Origin of the sequence: Algoriphagus pacificus, assembly GCF_017254845.1 — a bacterium.
Lineage (GTDB): Bacteria > Bacteroidota > Bacteroidia > Cytophagales > Cyclobacteriaceae > Algoriphagus > Algoriphagus pacificus.
Genome location: NZ_JAFKCU010000007.1, coordinates 152,600 through 177,884, shown reverse-complemented (window position 1 = coordinate 177,884; position 25,285 = coordinate 152,600). Strand labels below are relative to the sequence as shown.

Sequence of the window (25,285 nt, the reverse complement as noted above, 5' to 3'; positions counted from 1 at the left end):
GAAAATGAATTCAAAAGGCATTTTTTTATTCCTCAACCAATCTTGTCTTGTAAATCACTGAATAGTCATTCTCTACTTCTGAGAAATTTAGATTAAACCAGATTTCATCAGTTGAAACAAATTTCCCTATCGTGCTTAACAGATCATTTTTCTCAATTATGGGGCTAACTGAAGTTCCGTCAAAGATTACATAGCCCACAGTATTGAATTCATCCGCGTTTTTAAAAATCTGATTGAAATCACCATCTACATTGGATTCAGCTTCTTTAAATTCATCATCAGTTAAGCCAGAGGTATAATAAATCAGGAAATTACCATCATCCATCTTATCAATATTATTAATCGAGCCAACAAGAAAATCTCTAATAGAAAATGATCCTGGATCAGATTTAGCATCTGTGTTTCGCTCAATAAATTCATTGAAAGTGATTTTTTTTGAATAGGCAGGACTGGATAAATCATTTAAGGAATAACTATACAAAACTGGCTCATTCCTAAAAATGATATAGAGAGAATCTCCTTCAACTTCAAAAGTAGGGTGATAGTCAAATGCCTGAAATTCTGATTCTGGGACTAAAAACTTGGAAGTTTTTGGAAAAGGAACAATAGGCTCATATTCTCCAGTGTTGATATTTACTTTTTCTAGATTGGTATAGGTATTTAAATCACCACTGTCTGGATGTCTTCCCTGAATTTTAAGGTATAAATTGTCTCCATTTTTAATGACTGCTTTAGAAAAGGAGATTATCAAATTTGCAAATCCCTGGAATTCCGGTTTTAGCCTTCGAATCAAATTTCCTTCCAGGTCATATTGGATAATCTCACGAGTGGTAGGTATAAGAAATTCTTCATTTGTAAGAAAAACTACATTTCCGCTACGCCCACCATTGTAATCTTCTGGTCCTTCTCCACTTCTATTATATTGGTGAAGGATGTTTCCATTTGGATCCGTAATCAAGATTTCTCCATTTGACTGGTCCATTAAAAGAAAGTTTTGCTTGTCAGGACTAATGTCCAATAACATCAAATTTCCAAGGTAATCCACCACCAAAGAATCATATATTTCAAATTCTAAATTCTGAGCCGAGAGGGGAGTGGAGGACTTTTCAGCCTCTTTTTCCTCGGAACAAGAAAAAGAATAAATGGCTGCGAATGCAATAATTAAGTTGGTTTTGAATTTCATTTTTGAACTAGTTGTAATTTATAGAAAACCTCAAATTCTGGCTCCGATTCTAAAATGTATTTGTTTTGTTTAGCCCAAAGAAATCCTTGGGAATCAGTTCTTGATAAGCTGTATTTATCATCTGTCAGTTTTGGAGCACTGAAATTTCCTTTTTCATCCATCACAATCCATTTCATAGGATTTAATCTCCCCATTTCCTTAATCACCAGTTCTCTGTCCTGATTCAAATTGGGCATATTTTCCAACTCAATTCCTGAATTATATGTAATCAAAACATTTTCCTGAGAAAGGAATAATCCCCAGATTCCTCCTTCCTGACCTTGAGGAGTTTCATAATCCATTTGCCCCTTCATTTGATACCCTGGGTTCAATAAGAACTTATCAAAAGGGATGTTTATGGCCTCAAAAGATTCATCGCCTAAAGCCAAATCGTAAGAATAAAGCAACGAATCATTGGTGTAGGCAAAATATACTGTACTACCATCTACTTGAAAATTTGGGCGTAAGAAATCAAATGCTTCGCCGGATAAAAATCTACTTCTGGGATGAAATGGAACTACAGGAGTAAAAGAGTTTTCATCTAAATCAATCAATTCAAATGTATTATACTCTTGATAGTATTCGGGCTGATTGGAAGGGATTTCATTTTTAGGCCCTCCATTAAAAGACAAAAGCTGTTCTTTTCCATTGATGCTGATAGGCTTTAAAAAATCAAAGCCAATGTAATACATGCTTCTGCCTATTTTTGGTGTCTTTTCACTTTTGATAAACTGGAAATCCAAATCATAGACAACTAGCTTATTCATACCCATCGCCACAATTTCATCCCCAAAAAATGTAGCAGCTGAAGTGAATTGACCAACGGATTTTGGAGAGTCGGTTGGTTCGTCAAAAATGCTGGTGATTTCCCCTTTATTATCTGTTAAGATAAGTTTGTTGTCATCGCTAGAACCAAAAAGGAAGTGGGTTCCTTCTGGGTGGACGGCGAGTAGATTTATGTCCCCCAAATAATCCACTTGAATTGAATCCAGAATCATTAAATCCCATTCATTGGAAAGTCCTTCTGTATTTTCGTTTTTGGTTTCAGAAGAAGAGCAGGAGAAAACTGAAACTAGAAAACCAAGAAGTAAATATTTTCTGATCATTTTCTTTTCAATTGAAGTTTGTAAAAAGTGATATATTCTTGCTCTTCTCCGATGTATTCGTCGTTTCGAAGGGCGTAGAATGGTTTAGAAAGAGTGGTGATGTTTAATATCCTAACTATTGAATAAGGGACATCTATTTCATTAGAGAGTGTAGAGTCTGGATTTATGATTTTGATTATTTGCCTTTGAAATTTCTTATGGAGAGGGAAGTTTTCAGGATCTTTTAAATCATTTTGCTGATACATGTCTTCAGAAATCCCTTCTGTATAAAATACAAAGATCCCTTCCTCAGTTGGGAAAAATTGCTGAATACTTCCATCTCTCATTTTAGAAAAAGAGATATATTCATAAGCTTTTGAATGTTCGCCATTATCAAGAAATTTTGTGGGCTCAAAGTTGAAAGTATGTAAATACTTGTTGTTTTGGGATAGATCATAAACATGAACCATGGGCTCATTTTCCAGGGTTAGGTATAAGTGGTTTTTCAGAATTACAAACTGAAGGAATGGACGCTCATAATACTTATCAGTGGAATACCTCGAGGTGCTGGGGATTCTAATCATTGGTTCCGATGTCTCTGTTTCTGGATCGATTTTTTCCAATAAAAAATGATCTCTAAAAAAATGTGGATCATATGGATTTGCCCCATCTCTTCCTGGGTAGAAGGAAATGATTTTTCCATTCCAAAAGTCTAGGTTCTTTAATAATCCTCCTCCGTCCTTAGCTTCAGTAGGGAATTCAAGTTTGATTTCTCTCTTGAAAGTCAGATCCTCATTCATCTCATACAGCCAGCCTACGAAACTCGCAGCAATGATAGATCCGTCATCTAGGATTTTGATTTGTGTGGGGTATTGAACCTTACCTGGACCTTCCTTAGGGTAGCTTTCCTCAAAAAGTATTTTTCCAGACTCATCAAATTTGATCAGTTTGTTTTCTTTGAAATTGAAAATAACTCCGGCCCCATTATTAAAGTCTCCTCCATCAACAGTCCCCAGATAATTAACTTGAATAGAATCCAAAATAACCAATTCCCATTCGTTGGATTCGATAGATTCTGATTCAGTTTTATTTTCAGAAGTGGAACAAGAGAAGATTAAAAATGCAATGGTTAAAAAGAGAAGATTTTGGTATTTCATTTCTGAACTAATTTTAATTTATAAAAAGTGACTTGGTCTCGTTCAATTTCTGGATTATAGTTATTAGGCCTTTTCTATGTTCAAGTTATGAATCCATTGACCTGCGAGATTTGAATACCCTCTTCATTCTTCAACCAGTTTCATTTTGTAGATCCTTAAAAAATCTTCCTCCACATCTGGATCTGGAGCTCTTTGAAAATAAATGTATTCCTTATCCACTATAAAGCCCCCATTACTTGTTTTTTCTGGGTAATCAAGTTGAGTTAAGAATTCCAAGCTACCTTCATCAAAAATCAATATGCCAGGAGGAGACTTTTCCTGAAGTTTGGTGTAAAAAGCTGAAGCCGCTTCTTCATCTCCTGCCTCCCATAATTTTTGAGCTTTTTCCATCTCCAAAGGGTCTATTCCGGGATAATATGAAACAATTATTTTTCCGTTTTGGACAAATATGTTTCGAATAGCTGCCATACCTCCCCTGACAGAATAACTGCCTTTTGAAAACTCCTTTCGGTCTGATCCTTCAATAGGAATAAATTGAGGGATATTCAAAGCAATAGCTGTGTCCAAGACTGCGGAGTCTGGTGAAAAATCATAAACCCAAACTTTCGGTTCTCCTCCGTGGGAGATAAAAAGTTTTCCTTTGCTTTCCGCATAAGCGGGTAAGTAATCACTTTGGATATAACCTTTCCCGTCCAAGAATCTACTGCCTTCTTCAAAAGGAATAAAATCATTGCTTTCCCCTGTTTCCAGATTTACCAATTCGATTGCTTTGTAGGTGTCATAAAATTTCTGTTCCCCTGCATAAGTATCCCTTGTTCGGATCGAATTCATTAAAAAATAAGGTGTGCCGTTTATCTCGGTGATCTTTGAAGTTTTTCCGGTCATATACATAAAAGCTGCTCCACCCATATCTTCTGGATGATTAATCTTTTTTAGCATCTCACCATCTTCATCATAGATAAAAATACCATTCATCCCTACCTGTATTAGCTTTTCATCTTCCCAAATGACAGGTAAATCAATCATGAATCCATAAGCATCTGGTGTGTCTCCCTTCTTTGATAAAGTATCCAAGATATTTCCCTCATCATCTGAAATGATGATCTTACCAGAAGGGGAATCATAAAAAGCAAACCTACTTCCTTTCGGATTTGTAGATGCCAAAATGGGAGCTCCTAGAAAATCCAGATCCAAGGAATCTGTTAATTGCAAAGTGAGATCAACTGATTCTATGCTTTGAGACTTTTCTTCGGGGCTACTACAGGAATAAATAAGAATTGATAAAAGGAGTAAAAAGAAAAATCGAAGTTTCATTATAGATAATAGTTAGTCAATTATGAAATTAGAAGTTTTATCGGGAAGTCAATAAAAAAACTCAGCCTTTCGACTGAGTTTCATATTTATTAACCTATCAGGTTGCCTTCATCGTCCCATTGGGCTACTACGCCTCGGTCCTCCGGCTTGAGGTAAATCGGCACATATTTTTCAGGCAAAGTAAAGCCATGCTTGTCCATAACTTCCTGAGGAACCCCATCCCAAACATTAGGTTGGTTCCCTTTATAGCCAAGATATTTCCAGCCGGCTTCTGTAGAGAAATAGCCAGAGCAAGTTAGATTTCTCAACATGTTAAACCATCTCACTCCTCCTTCATAAGCTGGATCCGCTTTATCCGGCCAAGCTACCAATTCAACGATTTCTATCACTTGGTCTTTACTCAATTCAAGAAAAGGCTTTCCGAATTTTTCATCTGCTTCATAATCTAGCCACATCAAACCACCTCGCATTGGAGTTTGATAATTCGGCATGTCTTTCATGATGAATTCCATAAAAGCCGGCACCTCTACTTCAGTAGCTGAAGGAGATTCCGAATCCTTTGGCATGATGATATCTACCAAGACATCCAATTTTTTGCGTTCATCTTCCGTAAAGAAAGTTTCAGATAGCAATTCCTGATCTCTTTGTCTTTCTTCATCAGTTCTATACCCTTTGGTGCCTCCAGCAAGAAGTGCGTTTTCTGGCAATGCCTGCTCTTCTGGGGAGCAACCCGCTAGTAATAATCCAGTCCCAACCGATCCGGTAAAGAGTAATTTTAGATTTTCTCTTCTATTCATGGCTTAGATATTTTTCTGTTTTAACTGATCCACAATGTAATCGGAAGTTCTCCAGCTTAGAGCCAAAATAGTCCAAGTTGGATTTTTATCCGCTTGGGAAACAAATGGTCCTGCATCCACTACAAACAAATTGTCGCAATCATGCGCTTGGCAATTAGAGTTCACAACAGAAGTTTTAGGGTTATTTCCCATTCGGGTTGTACCTACTTCGTGGATGATTCTACCTGGTGCATGAAGTCCATATTCAGATTCTGGTCCTGGCTTAGATCCTAAAAGAATCGCACCTGCATTGGTCAAGATCTCTTCAAAGGTATCATGCATATGCTTTGCCTGCTTCAATTCTTCATCACTCCAAGTGTAATTGAATCTTAGTACAGGAATACCATATTTATCAACCGTATTTGGATCTATTTCACAATAGTTGTCATGGCGAGGAATACTCTCTCCTCTACCTGACATACCCAAAGTGGATCCGTAGATTCTTCGAACATCTTTTTTCAATCCTTCTCCATAACCTCCGTTAGGACTTGGACTTCCAAACTCGTCTTTGAGGTATTTTCTCATGGTGTCCATGCCACCGCCAGCTCCATAAGATGGTTGGCCCATACCACCCCAATACTCGATGTGGTATCCTCTGGCAAAGTCAAGTTTTTTATTATCTCCCCACCAAGGAGTATACATGTGCATACCACCAACTCCATCTTCATTGTATCTTTCTCTATCAAATAGATCCGGTAAAATACCCATTCTATCAGCACCAGTTGAATCGTGAAGGTATCTTCCCAAAGCATCCGAATCTCCACCGATTCCATTTGGATGGGATTTGGATTTGGAATTCATCATGATTCTGGCGGATTCACAGGCTGAAGCTCCCAAAACAACTACTCTGGATTTCAGCTTGTATTCTTTCATGTCAATTTTGCTGACGAAAGAGACCCCTGTTGCTTTACCTTCATCATTGGTGGTTACTTTTCTTACCATTGAATGAGTGTAAAGATCAACTTTACCTTTCTTCATGGCTGGATGAACCAAACATGTTCCGGCAGAGAAATCAGCATAAACCTGGCAAGCTCTGTTACATTGGTTACAGAAGAAGCAAACACCACGGTCATTATTGATAGGCCTGGTCAACATGGAAAGTCGACCTGGAATCATAGGAATCCCTGCCTTATCCGCACCTTTTTTCATGAATAGCTCATGCAATCTTGGCTTTGGAGGAGGAAGGAAAAATCCATCCGGTTCATTGTAGATGCCTTCTTTTGAACCAAAGACACCGATTAATTTATCTACTCGATCGTAATAAGGCTTCAGATCATCATAGCCGATTGGCCAATCATCACCCATTCCGTCAATACTTGCTCTTTTAAAATCATTAGGACCGAATCTCAAAGAAATTCTACCCCAGTGGTTCGTTCTTCCTCCGACCATTCTAGACCTAAACCAGTCAAATCTAGTCCCGTTTTTACGGGTATATGGTTCACCTTCGATATCCCATCCACCGATAGCCGCGTCAAAATCTCCAAACGGACGGATTCTGGTTCCTGCACCTCTTCTAGGAGATTCCCATGGTGGACGAAGTTGTGTTCTGTCTTCGTCTTTCGCCGGGTCAAAATCTCCTCCAGCTTCTACTACAGCAACGGAAAGACCGGCTTCAGAAAGGACTTTGGAAGCCATGCCCCCACCTGCTCCGGAACCTACAATTATGACATCATAGGTGTCTCCGGATGATTTTATCTGAAAACTCATTTTTGAAAATTTTTAATGAAGTTTAAAAATTACCCCAATTTTTTCGAAAATGAAATCACAGGCCAAGAATGATTGAGAAATTTTTATTGAACGGTGAATTTGATGGGTTGATCTGAAATTTTACTCGGTTCAGACATCATCTTTTAAATGCTCCCAGACGTTCTCCAAAACAAGCTTATGCCCAGCTTCAGTTGGGTGAATGCCGTCGGGTAAATTGAGTTCCTGAATTCCTCCCACATTTTGTAATAAAAATGGAATCAGTTCCACGTTTTTTTCTGATGCAACGGCAGGGTAAATGGCTTGAAATTCCTGAGTATAGTCAGTTCCCATGTTTGGTGGGATCTGCATTCCGGCAAGAATGATTTTAGTTTCAGGATACTTCGTCCGAACTTTGTCAATAATGGTTTCAAGGTTCTTTTTGGTTTCACTCAATTGAATACCTCTAAGGCCATCATTTCCTCCGAGTTCTAACACAAAAATGGCTGGCTCATCTTCAAGAAACCAGTCTATTCTGCTGACTCCACCAGCAGTCGTTTCTCCGCTCAGGCCTCCATTGATAACTTTATAATCTTTGCCTAAGCTATCCAATCTGTCCTGAACCAATCCAGGAAATGCAAGGTCCTGTTCGATTCCATATCCAGCTGTCAGACTGTTTCCAAAGAATAGAATGATCTTCTTTTCTTCTGTTGGAGTCTCAGTAGTTTCACTTTCTACGATTGTCTCGGTCTTAGTTTCTGGATTTCCGCAGGCATAAAAGCAAAGTAAAAGGAAAGCAGCGGGTATAAACTTGGAGATATATTGATGCATAGGTTAAATTCTTTTCTCTTTAAAAGGAATTTCGAGTGAAATGGTTTCCTAAGGTCAGGAATACTTCAATTTATCTTGAAGCAACAACTCTTTAGAATAGATTTATTATTTTCCTGAGTTGAAACACGTTTTAATTTAAACTGCAAATTCAGAAAACCAGACTTGTTTTTCGATTTTCCCTTTTATTTTCTTCTAAAAATAACCGAATTCCAACAAAGCCTGTTCTCTAACGTAGTACTTTCATTACTTCACCCATTTATTCTTTTCCATGAGCATACTAGCTATCAATAATCTTAGCAAAACCTATCAAAGCGGTTCCAGGAAACTTACTGTCCTGGATGATGTGAATTTCAGCATCGACGCAGGCGAAACAATCTCAATAGTAGGACCATCTGGAAGCGGAAAAACCACACTTCTTGGACTTTGTGCCGGCCTGGATTCGGCTTCAACAGGCCATGTAAGTCTCAATGGTGAAAACCTACAATCTCTAACTGAAGATCAAAGAGCTTCTGTAAGAAATCAACATGTGGGATTCATTTTTCAGAACTTTCAGTTGCTGCCTACCTTGACTGCATTGGAAAATGTGATGGTTCCGCTTGAATTGAAGAAAAGAAAAGATGCAAGACAAAAGGCGCAGGAATTATTGGAAAAAGTTGGCCTAGGGAATCGATCAACACATTACCCAACACAACTTTCAGGTGGAGAACAGCAGCGGGTTTCTATTGCGAGAGCTTTTGCAAATGAACCCAAAATACTTTTTGCTGACGAGCCAACGGGCAATTTGGATACGGAAACTGGAGAGATGATCGAAAAATTGATTTTTGATCTGAACAAAGAGCAGGGCACAACACTGGTTTTGGTTACCCACGATCTAGAGCTTGCTGCGAAAACCCAGCGTATCATACATATCAAAGGAGGAAAAATACAGGAGGATGCAAATGCCTGATTTTAAATGGATTTTTAAAATGGCTTTGCGGGACTTCCGCAAAAACATTTCCCGGCTTTTACTATTTGTTTCCTCTATCGTGGTTGGAATTGCAGCTTTGGTTGCGATCAGTAGTTTCGGTGAAAACCTGACAAAAGATATAGATAGTCAGGCTAAGGAATTGCTTGGTGCTGATTTGGTATTGGAAAACAATCAGCCTCTAGGTGATCAGGCGCTTGATACTATGGCTATTATGAAGGCCAATGAAGTAAACTTTGCTTCCATGGTCGCCTATCCAAAAACTGGTGCCAGCAGATTGACTCAAGTGCGTGCTTTGGAGGGAGACTTCCCTTTTTATGGAACATTGGAAACCATTCCTGTCTCGGGCGATGCAGATTTTAGAAGCGGCGGTAAAAAAGCTTTGGTAGAAAAAACGCTTTTAGCCCAATTCAATGCAGCAGTAGGTGATGAAATAAAAGTGGGAGAGGTGGTTTTTACCGTTGTGGGTGAGCTACAGCAGGTTCCAGGCCAAACGGGAATTACCGCTACAGTAGCACCTGCTGTCTATATTCCAATGGCTTATTTGGAAGAAACTGGATTGGTTCAGTACGGAAGTAGAGTGAATTACAATAATTACTATCAGTTTGAGCCGGGGACCAATGTCGAGGAGCTAATCAAGCCATTTGAAGATCAATGGGAAATAGATCGGGTGGATGCGGATACTGTGGAGGATAGAAAGCGTTCTACTGGTAGATCTTTTGCGAATTTGTCCAACTTCCTAAGTTTGGTAGCATTCATCGCTTTGCTTTTAGGCTGTGTAGGTGTTGCCAGTGCAGTGAATGTGTTTGTGAAAGAAAAGCTGGCTTCAGTCGCTGTGCTCCGATGTCTTGGAGTTTCTTCGAGAGACGTATTATTAATTTATCTGACTGAGATCAAAATCATGGGCTTGGTCGGGGCAATATTAGGAGCGTTTTTAGGTACACTTTTACAGTTTGTTCTTCCTGCAGTTTTTGCTGATTTCCTTCCTGTCGAGGTGAGTTTCGGGATTTCTTGGCTTTCTGTAGGTTTTGGAGTTATTACAGGGCTTTTTGTAGCCGTTCTTTTTGCTTTGTTGCCGCTGTTGAAAGTGAGAAATGTTTCTCCAATGGCTACTCTGAGACCAGAGACTGCAGATTCAACTATGCTAAAGGATCCTTTGCGCTGGTTGGTCATCGTGGGGATTTTGGGCTTTATTTTCGGATTTAGTTTTTACCTGCTGAATCAATGGACCATGGCCTTGGGATTCACTGCTTTTGTGGTTTTTGCTTTTGGAATCCTTTGGGGAGTTGGTCAGCTCATCATGTGGTCGGTCCGCAAATTTCTGCCGATTTCTTTCGAATACACGCTACGACAATCCTTGGCAAATCTGTATCGGCCAAACAACCAAACAGTTTCTCTGATTGCTACGATCGGACTTGGTACAGCCATGATCAGTACTTTGTTCTTTCTTCAAAACCAGCTCCTGCAAGAAGCTAAGTTTGCTGATAAAGAAGACCAGCCAAACATGCTGATGTTTGATATCCAAACAGCCCAGCTGGGAGATGTTAAAGAGAAAATTGAATCGCGTGGACTTCCAATTATGCAGGAGGTGCCAATTGTGACTATGAATCTGAGTGAAATAAATGGGATTGATAAACAAGAGAATGAAGAATTGCCTGATGAAGAGGATTATTCCCGTTGGTTGTACAATCGGGAATTTAGGGTCACTTATCGGGATACTTTAATTTCCTCTGAAACGCTTACAGCAGGAGAGTTGATACCTCTGGGTGCCAGAGGAGATAGTATTTTCGTCTCTTTCGAAAAAGGTTTTGGAGAAGGGAATGGAATTAAAATAGGGGATGAAATCGAGTTTAACGTACAAGGAAGACCGATCAAAACCTATGTAGGGAGTTTCAGAGATGTGAAATTTAACCAGGTTTCTACCAATTTCTTGGTTTTGTTTCCTAATGGGGTTTTGGAGCAGGCACCTAAATTTCATGTGCTGATTACGAAGACAAAAAATGACCGGGAAGCAGCAGATGTTCAGGCAGAAATCGTCCGGACATTTCCGAATATTTCGATAATCAATTTAGGTACTATTGTGGCTACACTGGAAGAGATTCTGGGTAAAATCAGCTTTGTGATTCAGTTTATGGCCTTTTTCAGTATTGCAACCGGCGTATTGGTATTAATCAGTTCCTTGATCATATCTAAATACCAACGAATGCGGGAAAGTATTTTGCTGCGAACCTTGGGGGCCAGCTCATCCATAGTGAGCAAAATCAATACACTGGAATACTTCTTCTTAGGAAGTCTTGCCTCCTTGTCAGGGATAGTTTTGTCCTTTGCTGCCACATACCTTTTGAGCGAGTTTTTGTTTAATATTCCGTTTAGGGGAGCTTGGCTAGAAGCTTTGAGTTTGTATCTGGCGATAACCCTTTTGACAATTGTGTTAGGATGGCTGAATGGACGAAAAATCATCAATCAGCCTCCAATGGAGATTTTAAGAGGAAATTAAAAAGTCAGAAAGCAAAAATGAGAATCCTAAAATAATGGAAGGCCCGCAGGAATGTGGGCCTATTTTATTTGGATTACTAGTTGGTTTATGTATCCGTTTCTATTATTCAAACTTGAAAGAAATGGTTATTTTGAACCATGGAAAAAGAGGTGAAATTGTCTGGCCAGGAAAGATTGTTAAAATCAATCTCCTGGGTTTTATTGGGAATTATCGTTGCAGTTTTTTTAGTTCCAGTTTTTCTTCCTAGTAATTTTTGTTTTGGCTCAATTGATTATGCGATTTATGTTGGTGGTATCGCAGGACCTTTGGCAGCATTGGTGGGCTTTATATATGTATATCTAACTTTTCTTGGTCAGCAGAGACAATTGGATAATCAGAGGGAAAGGCTTGATCGAGACGAAGCATCTAAAGAGTTTTCGGAGTATCTAAACCTTTGGAATGAATTTAGAGCTAAGGTTACTTATACATGGGATAAAAAATCAGGTTCCAAAGCCTTTGATTCATATTGGGCAAATGTTAAAAGCTCAGTAAAAAACGATTCGAAAAATCAAGAGTTTAATATTTCAGACCCAAAAGCTTTCAAGGATTCTTTGAAGGCGCATTTAACGACAAGTTCATTTAACAAGGCGACGGGACAATATGAAACTTTCCTGAGAATGGTTTATCCACTACTAGAAATAGCAGAAAGAGGAAAGCTTGAAAGTAGGCTCAAATACCTTGAAAATCAATTGAGCGAAGGAGAGAAGGCAATCTTGGTCTATTCAGCAACTTTCTTAGATAATAAAGATTTTGCAATCAACCTTTTCAAATCAGGGTTTTGTCAAAGTTTACCCGACGATTTTTTGATTTCTTCGGATCACAGAAAGATGATTTTCTGAAATGTTTGCCAGTGGTTTGCCAAAAAATTCAAAAACCCCTTCAAATTCACATCCGAAGGGGTTTTGTGTACCCAGGGCCGGAGTCGAACCGGCACGCCCGAAGGCATTGGTGTTTGAGACCAACGCGTCTACCGATTCCGCCACCTGGGCATTCGGTAAGTCTGATCTTTCATCTGACTTGGCTCCGTCACTTGCGTAACGGGATGCAAATATGAGTAAAGAATTTTTTTTCTACAAACTCATTTTTGCACTTCCTCTAAAATTTTTGAGCTGAAGGCAATCGGTTTTTCTTCAAACAGTGCTTTTGTAAAAGCCCAGACAGATTTAAAAAGCTCAGAATCACGGTATTGGTTTAGGGCTGTTTCGCTTTTCCAATGACTGTAAGTGGTGAAAATATTTTTTTGATTTTCGTCTTGCCAGAGCTCTAAATGCTCACAGCCAGGAAAATTTCGGATGGATTTCTTATGATTTTCAAAGTTGGCTAGAAAAGCTGCTACTTTTTCTTCCCGAAATGTCATCCTCACGATCCTGATTAACATGGCTTAGGGATTGAAGTTTACAAAAACCACTGAGTCATATTTCAATCCCAATAGATTCGCTCCATGTCCATGATTGATTCCAATTTCCATCAAATCCATGCTATTGAAAAAAGCAAAACAGTCACCCGGCTCGACCTGGTCATAACCTAAATCAAGTTTGTCGACCATTTCTCTTCCAAATTCGATGGTAAACTTGCCGGGATTCAATTTTTCAAAAACATCCCTTCGGATATTGGTGATCAAATTGCCGTAGCGATCTACACGAACTACATGCCCTAAAATCTGTTCACGGGTGGCTTTCGCCTGTCTTGACATCAGTTTCCTGAAGTTGGTCAACGGCCCGCCGAAATCATGGATAGCTGCTCCACTTGCAACTTTGGCAGCGATAGGAGCCAAAATGTCTTTGGCAGGGAAGGTGGTGTCTTTCAAATGAATATCTGCAAACTGCACCATGATTCCTGGATCATGATCGGCCAATAAGCTCAAAATGCCATTGTTTGGGCCAAGGAAAATATGTTCTTCGAGTTTGATACCGATGTATCCCTGTGTCAAAGCGCCAGTGGTATTGATTGCAACCAAATGAACGGTTCCTTTTGGGAATTCCCTAAAAGTTGATCTCAAAATAAAAGCCGCGTGCGCGATGTCAAACGTATCAATCGAATGAGAAATATCAATGATGTTTAGCTGCGGGTTGACCGCAAGCATTTTTGCTTTTACAGCAGGTACGTAATAATCTTTGTCCCCAAAATCTGAGAGGAATGTCACCAAAGCCATAGGAGCATGTCAATTAAAATTGTGTACTTTTGTTAGAGGAGCTGCGGACAAAAATAGAAATTTATTTGTTCGTCTTCAGGATAATCTAAGCAAAGAAAACAGATTGGTAGAAAAAGTAATCACTTTAGAAAATGTTCCTTTGGCTGAATTTTTAGGTACAGCCAATGAAAACATCAAGCAAATAGCACGCGCTTTTCCGCAAAGCAAAATTGTTTCCCGAGGGAATGAAATCAGGATTCAAGGCAGTGCGCCAGAGATTCTCAGAATCAACGACGTTTTGAATCTACTGTTGGAGCATTTAGAGCGTTTTGGTCATCTCACACCCGAAAATGTAAAAGATTACCTGGATGTGGAAGGGATTCCTTTCGAAGAAGCCAGTAGAGATCAAGTTATTGTTTTCGGTAACAAAGGCCTTGTAATCAAGCCTAAATCCCCTAATCAACGCAAGTTGGTGGAGGCAGCAATGAAAAATGACCTAGTTTTTGCTTTGGGTCCCGCAGGTACCGGTAAAACTTATATTGCTGTTGCTTTGGCAGTAAGAGCTCTGAAAAACAGGGAAGTAAAGAGAATCATCATTACCAGACCTGCTGTGGAGGCCGGTGAGAATTTAGGTTTCCTTCCAGGTGACCTTCAGGAAAAATTAGATCCTTATTTACGTCCTATCTATGATGCATTGGCGGATATGGTTCCTCCAGAAAAACTGAAATTCTATCAGGAAACAAGAGTTATCGAAATCGCGCCTTTGGCATACATGAGAGGAAGAACCCTCCATGACGCTTTTGTTTTGCTTGATGAGGCTCAAAACACCACTTCCGAGCAGATTAAAATGTTTTTGACCCGAATGGGCCCAAATTCGAAAGTCATCATCACAGGAGACCAAACTCAAGTGGATTTGCCGGTAAGGCAAAAGTCAGGACTCTCTGAGGCTTTGAAAATTTTGAACAATGTGAAGGGAATCGGAATTGTTACATTGAGTGGCAAAGATGTGATTCGTCATAAATTGGTCAAAGCAATTATCGAAGCTTACGAAAAGGATCAAGTAGAAAAGGATCGTTCTAAAAATGAATTTACGAGTAGAAAAAATAGCAACTGAGTCTGAAAAGAAGCATGCTTTCTCCATTCGGGAAAAAGTCTTTGTAGTGGAGCAAAAAGTGGATGCAAAAGATGAGTACGATGAATTTGAGGAAATTTCTACTCATTTTTTAGCAATTCTTGACGATATTCCCGTAGGAACAGCCCGCTGGAGATTTACTGACAAAGGAATCAAACTTGAGCGCTTTGCCGTATTACAAGAGGCAAGAGGAAAAGGAGTTGGACAGGCTTTGGTTCGAGAAGTTCTTAATGATATCAACTCAGTTTCAGCTTCTAAAGGAAAAATGAAGTACCTGCATGCACAATTGACAGCGGTTCCTTTATACAGTAAATTTGGTTTTGAGAAAGTAGGGGAGATTTTTGAAGAGTGTAATATTCAGCATTATAAAATGAGCTTGGCTTAAGGATTGTACTTTAAACTTGAAAAAATAATTATGAAAAAAGCGATTTTTACTCTAGCACTAGTCCTAAGCATGCTTGGGTCAGTTGCCGCCCAAGATGTAATTTCCAGTAGCAATGGCAAGAGTTCTGTAGGGGATTTCAACAATGAAGTAAAGGTGAATTTTTTGAACCTGATTCTTTATGGAACATTTGAAGTGGGATACGAGCGATATTTAAGTTATGATCATTCCTTAGAGTTCAAAGGTTTTATCAACGATCGATTTGGCTTCAATTCAGAAGGGAAAGGCAAAAAGTATAAAACTAATTCTGTCCAGGCTTCCATGAATTTTTATTTTGGAGAAAATGAAAGCGGAAGGTTCTATTTGTTCCCTTTAGCAAAAATCAGATTCGGAGATTTTGAAGAGCCAGATGATAATGGAGGTATTATGACTACTGATATGACCGCATTTATCTTGGGAGCAGGAGCAGGTTACAAATGGGAATTGTCAAAGAATTTTGCATTCGGGCCTTATGCCAGTGTTGGCAGAAACTTCAGCGATGAGGTTACAGATCGATTTACAGGGATAGAATTCAACGCCGGATTTAATCTAGGCTATCGTTTTTAAGACAAAAAAGAATTTTTGAGAGCTCTTCCAAGAGCTCTTTTTTTTGCTCTTTTTTCGGTAACTTAAGTTTTAATTTTTTTAAACATGAAGTTTTCCGAATATCCATTTTTACGATATCTACCTTTCTTAATCGGAGGGATTTTATTAGGAAAGAGTTTTCAACTATCATTAAGCCTGCTAGTTGGCTTACTATTACTTTTTTGGCTAGCATATTTTTCAGTTCTGAAGTTTTCCAAATCATCTAAAAGAATTCCAATGACGAGCATTCTTGCTTATGTCATGCTTGTACTTTTTGGGATGTGTCTTATTTCTAAAGATCAACAAGCTGAAGATAAGAGCTCATCTAAAGATGTAGACAAAGCAGAAGCGTATGTTGGTGAGGTGCTACAGTTCGATTTAAAGAAGCCCAATTCTTTTGAAAATATTATTGAGATAAAAGCTGTCAAAAAAGCAGGGGAATGGACAAAGGCAAATGGAAAAGTGATCGTTTATCATCAGTTGGATTCAACTTTTTCACCCGGAATGGAAGTTTATATTTCAGAACCTCCCGGCATAGTTGCTGGGCCTCTCAATCCCTTTGAGTTTAATTATGCTGAATTTTTAAAAAGAGAGGGAATACAATACAGACAATTTCTAGGGAAGAAAGTTCATGTCTTGGGCAAGAGCAAGGTAAATTCACTCAGTCATTTTCTTGTCAGATTCAAAAGTCGGATTAGTCAGCAGCTGAAAAGTAAGATTCCTAATCCATCTTCCAATCAAGTTGCTCAGGCACTTTTGCTGGGTCAAAAGCAATACTTAGATAAGGATACCCGAAAAGCTTATTCAGAATCAGGTGTCATGCATATTTTGGCTGTCTCAGGTTTGCATGTGGGGATTATTTATGCCTTGCTTCTTTTTTTAATCAAACCACTGAAGCTTTCTTCTAAGGCAAGAAAGACTTACTTATTTCTGGTGATTCTATTGATCTGGTTTTATGCATTGATTACAGGGATGTCTCCATCAGTTCTGAGAGCGTCTACCATGTTTTCACTGATTTCACTTGGTCAGATGAGGGAAAGAAAACCTTCCATCTTCAATGTTTTGGCCTTTTCAGCCATGTTGATGATGTGCTTTGCCCCTCTTGTGATTTTCGAAGTGGGCTTTCAGTTATCCTACTTGGCTGTTTTGGGGATAGTTATGATCCAGCCATTGATTTTAAGGTTTTGGTATCCCCCAAATAAATGGTTGGAGTATGTCTGGCAATTAGTTGTAGTGAGTTTGGCAGCACAATTATCGACTTTTCCTCTGACGCTTTTTTATTTCCATGCTTTCCCCACCTATTTCTTGCTTGGCAATTTGTTGATTATCCCATTGACATTTTTAATCATGCAGATAGGGATTCCCCTAATTCTACTAAGTTGGATTCCTTATCTAAGTGACTTTTTGGGTTGGGTAGTTAATTTTCTGATCCAGTTTCAGAATTTCCTGATTGGCCAGATTCAGCAGCTTCCATACAATCAATTAGATCGACTGACTATTTCTGTTGCCACCATGCTTTTGATTTGGGGGATTTTATTGATTTGGAAAGCTTGGGAAGAAGTAAGTAGGAGAAAATTAGCTTGGGGAGCTTTGGTTATGTTGTTTATTTGGGCTGGTTTCCGGTTTAAGGAAAGTGTTAATACTCCCTCAGAGTTGCTTGTTTTCTATCAGACCGATAAAGGAATGTTGATGGATTATTCCTTTCACCATCAGACTAGAAGTTGGAATTCTAGAGTCAAGGTTTCCGATATCAGCTTTAAAATTGATCCCAATCGGGTGCAAAACCAATGGGTCATTAATCCAAAAACGCTTTTTGCTATTCCCCGTCAGGATAGTACTTTTTATTTCCCAGTGCTTCAGATGAATTGGGATTCAAATACGAATCAAATTTCATTTCAAGGTAAAACCCCAAAAGCTGTGGAATTTTGGAAGGATGGGAAGTGGTATCAATCTAATAATTCAGAGAGAATAGCACTCGAAGAAAGCCCCATTCGAATAGTTTTTTAAATGCTTTTTGGGATTGGTTATTTATGAAAGTAAATTGATTCTTTACTAACCAACGAGACTTCATGACTGATGCTGTATTAACCCGAGTGGAAGGGAGAATTGGATTTATTAAGCTCAATAGACCAGAAAAAAGGAATGCTTTGAGTCCTGAATTAATAACCGGGCTTCATGAAGCATTTGTGGGTATGAACCAAAATGAGTCTGTAAAAGTGATCATTTTGGAGGCTGAAGGAAAAGCTTTTTGTGCAGGAGCGGACCTTGCCTATCTCCAGCAGCTTCAAAACTATTCATATGTCGAGAATCTGGAGGATAGCACTCATTTGAAAAACCTATTCACTTTAATTTATACACTTCCCAAAGTCGTTATTGCGCAGGTTCAAGGGCATGCTTTAGCTGGAGGTTGTGGTTTGGCAACAGTTTGTGATTTTGCTTTTTCTGTGCCAAATGCACTTTTTGGATACACTGAAGTAAGAATCGGGTTTGTACCGGCTTTGGTAGCCGTGTTCCTGATGGAACAGATCGGCGGAGCAAAAACTCAGGAATTATTGCTCTCAGGAGAATTGATTTCAGCAGCAAAAGCAGCAGAATTGGGAATGATTACCGAGGTTTGTCACGATGAATTCCTGCAAAAGACAGTGCTAGATTTTGCTAATAAATTGATTTCCCAAAACTCTGGATTTTCTATGGCTACCACCAAAACACTCTTACGGTCCCTACGTCAGGATCAACGGGAAAAAGCCTTGGCTCATGCCGCAGAAATCAATGCAAAAGCAAGGTCACACGAGGATTGCGTCAAAGGAATTTCTTCCTTTCTGAACAAGACTAACCCAGATTGGTAATTGGAATCCCGCGCAAAAGAAATACTTCAGCAGGTTTTTGGTTTTGCTGAGTTCAGACCGGCACAGGAGCGAGTAATTGCTTCAGTTTTGGCTGAAAAAGACACCTTGGCTTTACTTCCAACAGGTGGAGGTAAGTCTTTGTGCTTTCAGATTCCAGCCTTGACAAAAAACGGTATTTGCTTGGTAGTGAGTCCTCTGATCGCTTTGATGAAAGATCAGGTGGATGCTCTAAAAAGCAAAGGGATCAAAGCTGCTGCGATTTATTCAGGAATGAGCTATCGGGAAATTGATACGACCCTGGATAACTGTATTTATGGAGATTTCAAATTTCTCTATGTTTCTCCAGAGCGTCTGAAAGTTGATCTTTTTATCGAGCGATTTAAGCAGATGCCAGTCAATCTGATTGCAGTGGATGAAGCGCATTGTATTTCCCAATGGGGTTATGATTTTCGTCCCCAGTATTTAGAGATCGCTCAAATCCGACAATATCACCCTTCAGTTCCGATTTTGGCTTTGACAGCTTCCGCCACACCAAAAGTCTGCGAGGATATTCTGGATAAATTACTGATGAAAAATCCTGTGGAATTTCGTCAGAGTTTTGCTAGGGAAAATCTCAGTTTTAGCGTCCGGCTTGTTGAAAATAAGTTTGAAAAAGGGGTGGAGGTTTTGTCAAGAATTCCCGGAACTGCAATCTGGTATGTTCGAAACAGGCAGGGCTCCCAGCAAATTGCCAAATCACTGAATAAACTTGGAATTTCTGCATCTGCCTATCATGCGGGGATGTCCATGGCTGATAGAAATGCTGCCCAAGAAGCCTGGAAATCCAACAAAATCCGTGTTATCGTCAGTACAAATGCCTTTGGGATGGGGATAGATAAACCCGATGTCAGAGTTGTTCTCCATAGCGATCTTCCGGAAAATCTGGAGAATTATTACCAAGAAGCAGGAAGAGCCGGACGAGATGGGAAAAAGGCCTATGCTGTCTTAATGAGTAATGAGCAGGATTTTGAAATGGTTATGGAAAGGGCCGCTTTAGTTTATCCACCCCTTGACTTTATCAAGCGAGTCTATCAATGCCTCGCCAATTTTTACAAGCTCGCAGTGGGAAGTAATAATTTCAGCAGCTTTGATTTTGAATACAGTGAGTTTGCAAGGAATTATGACCTTGGGGTTTTAGAGACTTTCTATGCTTTAAAAGTTTTGGAGGAAGAAGGCTTGATTGCCTTAAATGAAAGTTTCTATGCGCCTTCCAGAGCTCATTTTTTAGTAGATCCTGCAAGGCTTTATGAGGTGCAGATAGCCTATGCAAAGTTGGACCCGGTTGTGAAAATCCTTTTGAGAACTTATGGAGGAAATTTATTCTCAGAATATCTATCAATTCAGGAAGCCAAATTGGCAAAGACCCTTGAGATTCCAGAATCTGAATTGATTCAACGGCTCCGGAAACTTGCTGAGCTGGAGGTAATGGATTACGATCAGCGGAAAGATAAACCTCAGTTGACTTTTTTGACTCCACGATATGATGCCGGTAAACTGCCTCTAAACTTCAAAAGAATTGAAGTCAGAAGAGAATTGACATTGGATCATGCCAAAAGCATGGTGGCATATGCGAATGAGAAATCCATATGCAGAATGCAATTCATTCAGGAATACTTCGGAGAAAAATCAGATCAAAACTGCGGAATCTGCGATTGGTGCCTAGAATCAAAGAAAATGAAAGATCTGGAGCAAGAAGAAAAAGACTTTGAAAAATCACTCTTAGAAACTTTGGCCACCCATGGGGAGTTATCAGAAAGGGAGCTTTTACTTGCCATGCGGCTTTCGGCTAGTGACAAAGTTTTTTCCATGATCAGAAAAATTGAAGATTCAGGGAAAATTAAATCACTTTCCAACGGTAATTACCTACTTTCAAACCATGAGTAATTTCTTTGATGATTTGTTTAAAAAGGTTTTTAAACCAGATTTGGATACACCTCTGAATCACAAAGAGAACTATACCCTGAAAGAAGAGACGATTGCCGATGCGGTGGATTGGGCCAAAACTGAGGAGGGGAAAAAGATGCTTGAATTGATTTATAAGAATTATCATTTCAAAAAATCTCAAATCAATGAACGTCCTCAGGTTCATCTCTTTCAGTCTCCGTATGCCAATGGCTTTGCGATTTCTTATGAATTTCCCTTTGATGAAAAATCTTTTTCCCAGCTTTTCTTGGCATTTAGCCAACGAGTTCTAGATTTGGGTTATCGTCAGGTAAGTTTGGACAGGAAACTGGAAGAAATCAACGATCAGGTGAAACTCACTGAGAAGTTTTATTTCAAGCCCCCCATTCAAGCCCCAAAAAGTGGAGAATTAATTTCGCAGCTTTATGGTAATGTGACCTTAGAAAAGGTTAGTATTGACAATAATCCAGGCTATATCAAATTCCTGGTGACCGTATACTCTGATAGACTTTACAAAGACCCAAAACCTTTTGACCAATTAATGGATTTACTATTTGAAGTAAACTAGGATGGATAGAACAATTTTACGTAGTCAGTTAGAAAAATACAGAACTCCTTATGAGGAAGAATCTGCATTCATTGACTCCTTTATTGAATTGACAGAAGATCCGTTGGCGTATAAAAGAGAGAGGTTGGAGGGGCATTTTACGGCTTCAGCTTGGATTGTCAATAGACGGCGAACGCACACCTTACTCACTTTGCACCGGAAATTAGGTCGATGGTTACAATTAGGTGGTCATGCGGATGGGGATGAAAACCTGTTGAATGTAGCATTGAAGGAAGCTAGAGAGGAAAGTGGTTTGAAATCTCTGGAATTGGTAGATTCTACCATTTTCGACCTGGATAAGCATATTATTCCTGAGCGCCCACATGTTCCTGAACATTTTCATTATGATGTTCGCTACATTTTGGAAGCAGATATCAATGAGCCACTTCATATCAGTGACGAAAGTATTTCATTGGCTTGGATCACTTTTGATTCTGTGGTAGATATGATTGGTTATAATCCTTCTATCCTGAGAATGCTGGAGAAAACCAGTAAATCAGAAATTTTACTCTAATGCCAAAAATCAGTTCCTCAGAGATTAAGGAGGATTTCAATTTTTCAATCCCAATCCAAATTCGATTTTCTGATATTGATGGCTATCAGCATGTCAACAATGGGATTTATTTCAATTATTTCGAACATTCCAGAGCCGCATACTTATTAGATTATTGCGGTTGGGATCTGATGGAAACAGGTTCCGTGGTAGCCCATGTTGGGATCGATTATTTCAGACCCATTCATCTCAATGATACCTTGCAGGCATATGTCAAATGTGTCAAAATCGGGAATACTTCCTTTGATTTGGAGCAATATATTGTAGGCCAGACAGCAGAAAATGAAGAAGTGGTTTTTTCGAAATGCCATTGCACCCTAGTGGCTGTGGATATGAAAACCATGAAACCGGTAAGCATCCCTGCTGTATTCCGAAGTAAACTTGAGAGCTAAGAAGCTTTCCAAAAAGAGAATCCCTATCTTTGCCGAAAATTTAAACCAGTGAAAAGACTTTTGATCATTTGCCTTTTGGGCTTTGGAATGGCTGCTTGCAGCCCAAGTGAAGAGGAATTGCTACAGGCAGGAATCGAGAAAATGGACCAGCAGAGTTGGGACGAAGCCATTACTTATTTCGATAGAGCTTTGGAGGCAAACCCTTCCAATGCAACTGCATTAAATGCCAAAGGTGTTGCCTTGTTTCAGCAAGAGAAGTTTCAAGAATCAATTCCGGTTTTTACAGCGGCAATTAGTGCGGATAGTTCATTTTATAAGCCTTGGTTCAATAGAGCCAATGCTAGTTTTGAACTTGGTAAATACAAAGAATCACTGGCTGATTACAACATGGCCAATGGATTAGATCCTTCCCAAACAGATATTTATTACAATCGCGGACTAGCCTTATTAGGCATGGAGCAATACGAGGATGCATTGTTGGACTTTGATGCAGCACTTCAGGTTAACCCGAATCAGGCTTTGGTTTATTTCAACAAAGCAAAAGCTCAGATTGGGAATAACGATCCTGCAGGTGCTTTGGAATCATTGACCAATACGGTGAATCTGGACAAGAGAAATGGCGCGGCTTTTTATTTATTGGGTGTGACTCGTATGAGTGCAACCGGAGAAAAGAGTGAAGGATGTGCAGATTTGAAGATTGCCTTAAACTTGGGCTATACTGAGGCAAAAACCTGGATAGACGAATTTTGTCAGTAAAATGGCTGAGATAGGTCAAAACATACAGAAAGCCAAAGAGATTTTAGAATCGGGACAGCTGGTTGCGATCCCCACTGAAACTGTTTATGGATTAGGTGGAAATGCGCTAAATCCGCTTGCTGTAGCATCGATTTTTGAGACAAAGAATCGTCCTAGTTTTGACCCTTTGATTATCCATACTTCGTCTTTTGATCGCGTAAAAGATTTTGCTAGGGAAATTCCTGAGCCTTTAGAAAAGCTAGCCAAGAAATTTTGGCCAGGACCCTTGACCTTGCTCTTACCTCGGAAAGAAATCATACCTGATTTAGTCACTTCAGGACTGGATCGTGTAGCGGTAAGGGTTCCTTCGCATCCTTTGACTCAAGAACTTTTAGAATCGCTGTATTTTCCATTAGCTGCTCCAAGTGCCAATCCATTTGGGTATATCAGTCCAACTGCTCCAGCACATGTCGATGCACAGCTTGGGACTAAGATTCCTTATATTTTGGATGGAGGGGCCTGTAAAGTCGGCTTGGAAAGTACGATCGTGGGCATTGAAGAAGGTCAAGTGGTGATCTATCGATTGGGAGGCTTGGAGATTTCAATGATTGAAAATGTGGTAGGAAAAGTCGTGGTCAAAGATCATAGCAGTTCAAATCCTCAGGCTCCAGGTTTGTTGGAAAGCCATTATGCTCCAAGAAAGCCTTTTATTTTGGGAGACTTGGATCAATTGATTTCAAAATATACAGCAGAGAATGTTGACTTTGGAATACTGAGCTTTTCAAAGACATTTCCAGAAATCCAGAAAGACCATCAAGTGGTTTTAAGCCCTTCGGGAGATTTGAAAGAAGCAGCTCAGCATCTTTTTGCAGGCATGCGTCTTCTGGATCAGCAAGCGGTCTCCGTGATTTTGGCAGAAAGAATGCCTGCTGAGGGATTGGGGAATGCTATTAATGATCGACTGAAAAGAGCAGCAGCCCAAGCATAATTGCACTTTTTCTTCTCAGAAATTAAATTGATCTGCCCGAAGGTCGATTTTTGAGCTAATCTTTGATAAATTCACCTTCTTTTTGAAAGTAAGCGAATACCTTAAATCTATATCCCTACTATGAATCCTAGAATCAAAAATGTAGATAACCTCAGCTTTGAGGGGAAAAAAGCCCTTGTCCGTGTCGATTTTAACGTTCCTTTGGATGACAACTTCAATGTAACCGACGATACTAGAATTCAAGCAGCTATCCCTACCATCAATAAAATTTTGAATGATGGAGGTGCTGCCATATTAATGTCCCATTTGGGACGTCCAAAAACTGGCCCAGAAGACAGATTTTCATTAAAGCATATTGTTTTGGATCTGGAGAAAGCTTTGGATCGACCTGTCAAGTTTGCTACTGATTGCATCGGTCGTGATGCTGAAATGATTGCTGAATCTTTGAAACCAGGAGAAGTACTTTTGTTGGAAAATCTTAGATTTTACAAAGAAGAGGAAAAAGGAGATGAAGAATTTGCAAAAAAGCTGGCAAAACTAGGCGATATCTATGTGAATGATGCATTTGGAACAGCTCACAGAGCCCATGCTTCGACCTCCATCATCGCTCAATATTTTAATGATAAAGTTTGCGGCTATTTGATGCTTTCCGAGTTGAAGAATGCAGATAAAGTGCTTGGCAATCCAGAAAGACCATACACCGCCATCATGGGTGGAGCAAAAATCAGCGATAAGATTTTGATCATTGAGCAATTGCTAGAGAAGGTTGATAATCTTATCATAGGTGGAGGAATGTCTTACACATTTGCAAAAGCGCAAGGTGGTAACATCGGAGATTCGCTTCAAGAGCCAGATAAAATGGATTTTGTTCTTGAACTGATGGATAAAGCAAAAAAGAAAGGTGTGAAGCTTTTGTTGCCACTTGACAATGTGATTTCTAAAGCTTTTGCAAATGATGCTGAGCAAGGTCTGGCCGAAAGCGGAGAGATCCCTGATGGCTGGATGGGTTTGGATATCGGACCTAAAACCAGAGAGACTTTTTCAGAAGTGATTTTGAAATCAAAAACAATCCTTTGGAATGGTCCAATGGGTGTTTTCGAAATGGATTCATTTGACAAAGGAACAAAAGCCATTGCAGAAGCTGTGGTAGAAGCTACGAAAGGTGGCGCTTATTCCTTGATAGGTGGAGGCGATTCAGCAGCAGCTGTCAACAAGTTCGGCTTCGGTGAAGCTGTTTCATTCGTGTCTACTGGAGGTGGCGCTTTGCTAGAACATATGGAAGGTAAAGTTCTTCCTGGTGTTGCGGCATTGGAGCCTTAAAAAAAT

At 39.5% G+C, this 25,285-nt stretch carries 25 protein-coding genes and 1 tRNA gene; 15 read left to right on the top strand and 11 right to left on the bottom strand.

Annotated features, from left to right (window positions below):
* Positions 1 to 25 precede the first annotated feature (25 nt).
* From J0A69_RS20610 to J0A69_RS20580, 7 genes are all read right to left on the bottom strand, one after another.
* The gene (locus tag J0A69_RS20610; protein WP_206588520.1) at positions 26 to 1,183 is read right to left on the bottom strand and encodes a hypothetical protein; all 1,158 of its coding nucleotides are present in this window, start codon (positions 1,181 to 1,183) and stop codon (positions 26 to 28) included.
* Positions 1,180 to 2,328: a hypothetical protein gene (locus J0A69_RS20605; RefSeq protein WP_206588519.1), complete on the bottom strand. Its 1,149-nt coding sequence runs from the start codon at positions 2,326 to 2,328 to the stop codon at positions 1,180 to 1,182. Before J0A69_RS20605 ends, J0A69_RS20610 begins: the two co-directional genes overlap by 4 nt.
* A complete protein-coding gene (locus tag J0A69_RS20600) occupies positions 2,325 to 3,464 on the bottom strand; it encodes a hypothetical protein (RefSeq protein ID WP_206588518.1) in 1,140 nt (379 codons plus the stop codon). The genes J0A69_RS20605 and J0A69_RS20600 overlap by 4 nt, the downstream gene beginning before the upstream one ends.
* A 123-nt stretch (positions 3,465 to 3,587) precedes the next feature.
* On the bottom strand, positions 3,588 to 4,778 hold the full coding sequence (locus J0A69_RS20595; protein WP_206588517.1) for a hypothetical protein: 1,191 nt from the start codon (positions 4,776 to 4,778) through the stop codon (positions 3,588 to 3,590).
* An 89-nt stretch (positions 4,779 to 4,867) separates the two neighbouring features.
* Positions 4,868 to 5,575, bottom strand: a complete 708-nt coding sequence (locus J0A69_RS20590; protein WP_206588516.1) for a gluconate 2-dehydrogenase subunit 3 family protein — start codon at positions 5,573 to 5,575, stop codon at positions 4,868 to 4,870.
* A 3-nt stretch (positions 5,576 to 5,578) separates the two neighbouring features.
* On the bottom strand, positions 5,579 to 7,321 hold the full coding sequence (locus J0A69_RS20585) for a GMC family oxidoreductase (RefSeq protein WP_206588515.1): 1,743 nt from the start codon (positions 7,319 to 7,321) through the stop codon (positions 5,579 to 5,581).
* A gap of 129 nt (positions 7,322 to 7,450) precedes the next feature.
* Positions 7,451 to 8,128 carry an arylesterase gene (locus J0A69_RS20580; protein ID WP_206588514.1) on the bottom strand — a complete coding sequence of 226 codons (678 nt, stop codon included), beginning with the start codon at positions 8,126 to 8,128 and terminating at the stop codon, positions 7,451 to 7,453.
* A 268-nt stretch (positions 8,129 to 8,396) separates the two neighbouring features.
* On the opposite strand from J0A69_RS20580, the gene J0A69_RS20575 reads away from it, so the two are divergent.
* The 3 genes from J0A69_RS20575 to J0A69_RS20565 all read left to right on the top strand — a co-directional run bounded on the left by J0A69_RS20575 (position 8,397) and on the right by J0A69_RS20565 (position 12,467).
* Positions 8,397 to 9,074 carry an ABC transporter ATP-binding protein gene (locus J0A69_RS20575; protein WP_206588513.1) on the top strand — a complete coding sequence of 226 codons (678 nt, stop codon included), beginning with the start codon at positions 8,397 to 8,399 and terminating at the stop codon, positions 9,072 to 9,074.
* The gene (locus J0A69_RS20570) at positions 9,067 to 11,589 is read left to right on the top strand and encodes an ABC transporter permease (RefSeq protein WP_206588512.1); all 2,523 of its coding nucleotides are present in this window, start codon (positions 9,067 to 9,069) and stop codon (positions 11,587 to 11,589) included. Before J0A69_RS20575 ends, J0A69_RS20570 begins: the two co-directional genes overlap by 8 nt.
* 137 nt (positions 11,590 to 11,726) lie before the next feature.
* On the top strand, positions 11,727 to 12,467 hold the full coding sequence (locus J0A69_RS20565) for a hypothetical protein (protein ID WP_206588511.1): 741 nt from the start codon (positions 11,727 to 11,729) through the stop codon (positions 12,465 to 12,467).
* 68 nt (positions 12,468 to 12,535) lie between these two features.
* On the opposite strand, the gene J0A69_RS20560 is transcribed toward J0A69_RS20565, so the two are convergent.
* The 3 genes from J0A69_RS20560 to J0A69_RS20550 form a co-directional block, all read right to left on the bottom strand.
* Positions 12,536 to 12,617: transfer RNA gene (locus J0A69_RS20560), tRNA-Leu, on the bottom strand.
* Between the two features lie 89 nt (positions 12,618 to 12,706).
* Complete coding sequence (locus J0A69_RS20555; RefSeq protein WP_206588510.1) at positions 12,707 to 13,006, bottom strand: putative quinol monooxygenase; 300 nt, start codon at positions 13,004 to 13,006, stop codon at positions 12,707 to 12,709.
* Positions 13,007 to 13,009: 3 nt separating this feature from the next.
* Positions 13,010 to 13,780 carry an SAM hydrolase/SAM-dependent halogenase family protein gene (locus J0A69_RS20550; protein ID WP_206588509.1) on the bottom strand — a complete coding sequence of 257 codons (771 nt, stop codon included), beginning with the start codon at positions 13,778 to 13,780 and terminating at the stop codon, positions 13,010 to 13,012.
* Between the two features lie 103 nt (positions 13,781 to 13,883).
* Between J0A69_RS20550 and J0A69_RS20545 the strand changes: the two genes are divergently transcribed.
* The 3 genes from J0A69_RS20545 to J0A69_RS20535 are packed head-to-tail and all read left to right on the top strand — an operon-like array spanning position 13,884 to position 15,879.
* Positions 13,884 to 14,873, top strand: coding sequence for a PhoH family protein (locus tag J0A69_RS20545; RefSeq protein WP_206588573.1), 990 nt, complete (start codon positions 13,884 to 13,886; stop codon positions 14,871 to 14,873).
* Positions 14,842 to 15,276 carry a GNAT family N-acetyltransferase gene (locus J0A69_RS20540; RefSeq protein ID WP_206588508.1) on the top strand — a complete coding sequence of 145 codons (435 nt, stop codon included), beginning with the start codon at positions 14,842 to 14,844 and terminating at the stop codon, positions 15,274 to 15,276. The genes J0A69_RS20545 and J0A69_RS20540 overlap by 32 nt, the downstream gene beginning before the upstream one ends.
* A 30-nt stretch (positions 15,277 to 15,306) precedes the next feature.
* Positions 15,307 to 15,879, top strand: a complete 573-nt coding sequence (locus tag J0A69_RS20535) for a DUF3575 domain-containing protein (protein WP_206588507.1) — start codon at positions 15,307 to 15,309, stop codon at positions 15,877 to 15,879.
* Here J0A69_RS20535 and J0A69_RS22635 read toward each other — a convergent pair.
* Complete coding sequence (locus J0A69_RS22635; RefSeq protein WP_236033060.1) at positions 15,857 to 16,120, bottom strand: hypothetical protein; 264 nt, start codon at positions 16,118 to 16,120, stop codon at positions 15,857 to 15,859. The genes J0A69_RS20535 and J0A69_RS22635 overlap by 23 nt on opposite strands.
* Between J0A69_RS22635 and J0A69_RS20530 the strand changes: the two genes are divergently transcribed.
* The 9 genes from J0A69_RS20530 to J0A69_RS20490 all read left to right on the top strand — a co-directional run bounded on the left by J0A69_RS20530 (position 16,009) and on the right by J0A69_RS20490 (position 25,279).
* Positions 16,009 to 17,904, top strand: coding sequence for a ComEC/Rec2 family competence protein (locus J0A69_RS20530; protein ID WP_317194892.1), 1,896 nt, complete (start codon positions 16,009 to 16,011; stop codon positions 17,902 to 17,904). The two genes, J0A69_RS22635 and J0A69_RS20530, sit on opposite strands and share 112 nt — an antisense overlap.
* Before the next feature lie 62 nt (positions 17,905 to 17,966).
* Entirely contained in the window at positions 17,967 to 18,743 is a 777-nt protein-coding gene (locus J0A69_RS20525; RefSeq protein ID WP_206588505.1) for an enoyl-CoA hydratase/isomerase family protein, read from the top strand.
* Positions 18,744 to 20,666 carry a RecQ family ATP-dependent DNA helicase gene (locus J0A69_RS20520; protein ID WP_206588504.1) on the top strand — a complete coding sequence of 641 codons (1,923 nt, stop codon included), beginning with the start codon at positions 18,744 to 18,746 and terminating at the stop codon, positions 20,664 to 20,666.
* On the top strand, positions 20,659 to 21,252 hold the full coding sequence (locus J0A69_RS20515; protein WP_206588503.1) for a hypothetical protein: 594 nt from the start codon (positions 20,659 to 20,661) through the stop codon (positions 21,250 to 21,252). Before J0A69_RS20520 ends, J0A69_RS20515 begins: the two co-directional genes overlap by 8 nt.
* Before the next feature lies 1 nt (position 21,253).
* Positions 21,254 to 21,805 carry an NUDIX hydrolase gene (locus J0A69_RS20510; protein WP_206588502.1) on the top strand — a complete coding sequence of 184 codons (552 nt, stop codon included), beginning with the start codon at positions 21,254 to 21,256 and terminating at the stop codon, positions 21,803 to 21,805.
* Positions 21,805 to 22,236, top strand: coding sequence for an acyl-CoA thioesterase (locus J0A69_RS20505; protein WP_206588501.1), 432 nt, complete (start codon positions 21,805 to 21,807; stop codon positions 22,234 to 22,236). The genes J0A69_RS20510 and J0A69_RS20505 overlap by 1 nt, the downstream gene beginning before the upstream one ends.
* Positions 22,237 to 22,323: 87 nt before the next feature.
* Positions 22,324 to 22,992: a tetratricopeptide repeat protein gene (locus J0A69_RS20500; RefSeq protein WP_206588572.1), complete on the top strand. Its 669-nt coding sequence runs from the start codon at positions 22,324 to 22,326 to the stop codon at positions 22,990 to 22,992.
* A gap of 1 nt (position 22,993) precedes the next feature.
* Positions 22,994 to 23,959, top strand: coding sequence for an L-threonylcarbamoyladenylate synthase (locus J0A69_RS20495; RefSeq protein WP_206588500.1), 966 nt, complete (start codon positions 22,994 to 22,996; stop codon positions 23,957 to 23,959).
* A gap of 120 nt (positions 23,960 to 24,079) precedes the next feature.
* Positions 24,080 to 25,279: a phosphoglycerate kinase gene (locus J0A69_RS20490; protein ID WP_206588499.1), complete on the top strand. Its 1,200-nt coding sequence runs from the start codon at positions 24,080 to 24,082 to the stop codon at positions 25,277 to 25,279.
* Positions 25,280 to 25,285: the final 6 nt, after the last annotated feature.

Coding starts and splice junctions, on each gene's coding strand:
- J0A69_RS20610 (WP_206588520.1), bottom strand. CDS start 1,183: ATGAAATTCAAAACCAACTTAATTATTGCATTCGCAGCCATTTATTCT.
- J0A69_RS20605 (WP_206588519.1), bottom strand. CDS start 2,328: ATGATCAGAAAATATTTACTTCTTGGTTTTCTAGTTTCAGTTTTCTCC.
- J0A69_RS20600 (WP_206588518.1), bottom strand. CDS start 3,464: ATGAAATACCAAAATCTTCTCTTTTTAACCATTGCATTTTTAATCTTC.
- J0A69_RS20595 (WP_206588517.1), bottom strand. CDS start 4,778: ATGAAACTTCGATTTTTCTTTTTACTCCTTTTATCAATTCTTATTTAT.
- J0A69_RS20590 (WP_206588516.1), bottom strand. CDS start 5,575: ATGAATAGAAGAGAAAATCTAAAATTACTCTTTACCGGATCGGTTGGG.
- J0A69_RS20585 (WP_206588515.1), bottom strand. CDS start 7,321: ATGAGTTTTCAGATAAAATCATCCGGAGACACCTATGATGTCATAATT.
- J0A69_RS20580 (WP_206588514.1), bottom strand. CDS start 8,128: ATGCATCAATATATCTCCAAGTTTATACCCGCTGCTTTCCTTTTACTT.
- J0A69_RS20575 (WP_206588513.1), top strand. CDS start 8,397: ATGAGCATACTAGCTATCAATAATCTTAGCAAAACCTATCAAAGCGGT.
- J0A69_RS20570 (WP_206588512.1), top strand. CDS start 9,067: ATGCCTGATTTTAAATGGATTTTTAAAATGGCTTTGCGGGACTTCCGC.
- J0A69_RS20565 (WP_206588511.1), top strand. CDS start 11,727: ATGGAAAAAGAGGTGAAATTGTCTGGCCAGGAAAGATTGTTAAAATCA.
- J0A69_RS20555 (WP_206588510.1), bottom strand. CDS start 13,006: ATGTTAATCAGGATCGTGAGGATGACATTTCGGGAAGAAAAAGTAGCA.
- J0A69_RS20550 (WP_206588509.1), bottom strand. CDS start 13,780: ATGGCTTTGGTGACATTCCTCTCAGATTTTGGGGACAAAGATTATTAC.
- J0A69_RS20540 (WP_206588508.1), top strand. CDS start 14,842: ATGAATTTACGAGTAGAAAAAATAGCAACTGAGTCTGAAAAGAAGCAT.
- J0A69_RS20535 (WP_206588507.1), top strand. CDS start 15,307: ATGAAAAAAGCGATTTTTACTCTAGCACTAGTCCTAAGCATGCTTGGG.
- J0A69_RS22635 (WP_236033060.1), bottom strand. CDS start 16,120: ATGATTTGGAAAACTTCAGAACTGAAAAATATGCTAGCCAAAAAAGTA.
- J0A69_RS20525 (WP_206588505.1), top strand. CDS start 17,967: ATGACTGATGCTGTATTAACCCGAGTGGAAGGGAGAATTGGATTTATT.
- J0A69_RS20515 (WP_206588503.1), top strand. CDS start 20,659: ATGAGTAATTTCTTTGATGATTTGTTTAAAAAGGTTTTTAAACCAGAT.
- J0A69_RS20510 (WP_206588502.1), top strand. CDS start 21,254: ATGGATAGAACAATTTTACGTAGTCAGTTAGAAAAATACAGAACTCCT.
- J0A69_RS20505 (WP_206588501.1), top strand. CDS start 21,805: ATGCCAAAAATCAGTTCCTCAGAGATTAAGGAGGATTTCAATTTTTCA.
- J0A69_RS20500 (WP_206588572.1), top strand. CDS start 22,324: ATGGCTGCTTGCAGCCCAAGTGAAGAGGAATTGCTACAGGCAGGAATC.
- J0A69_RS20495 (WP_206588500.1), top strand. CDS start 22,994: ATGGCTGAGATAGGTCAAAACATACAGAAAGCCAAAGAGATTTTAGAA.
- J0A69_RS20490 (WP_206588499.1), top strand. CDS start 24,080: ATGAATCCTAGAATCAAAAATGTAGATAACCTCAGCTTTGAGGGGAAA.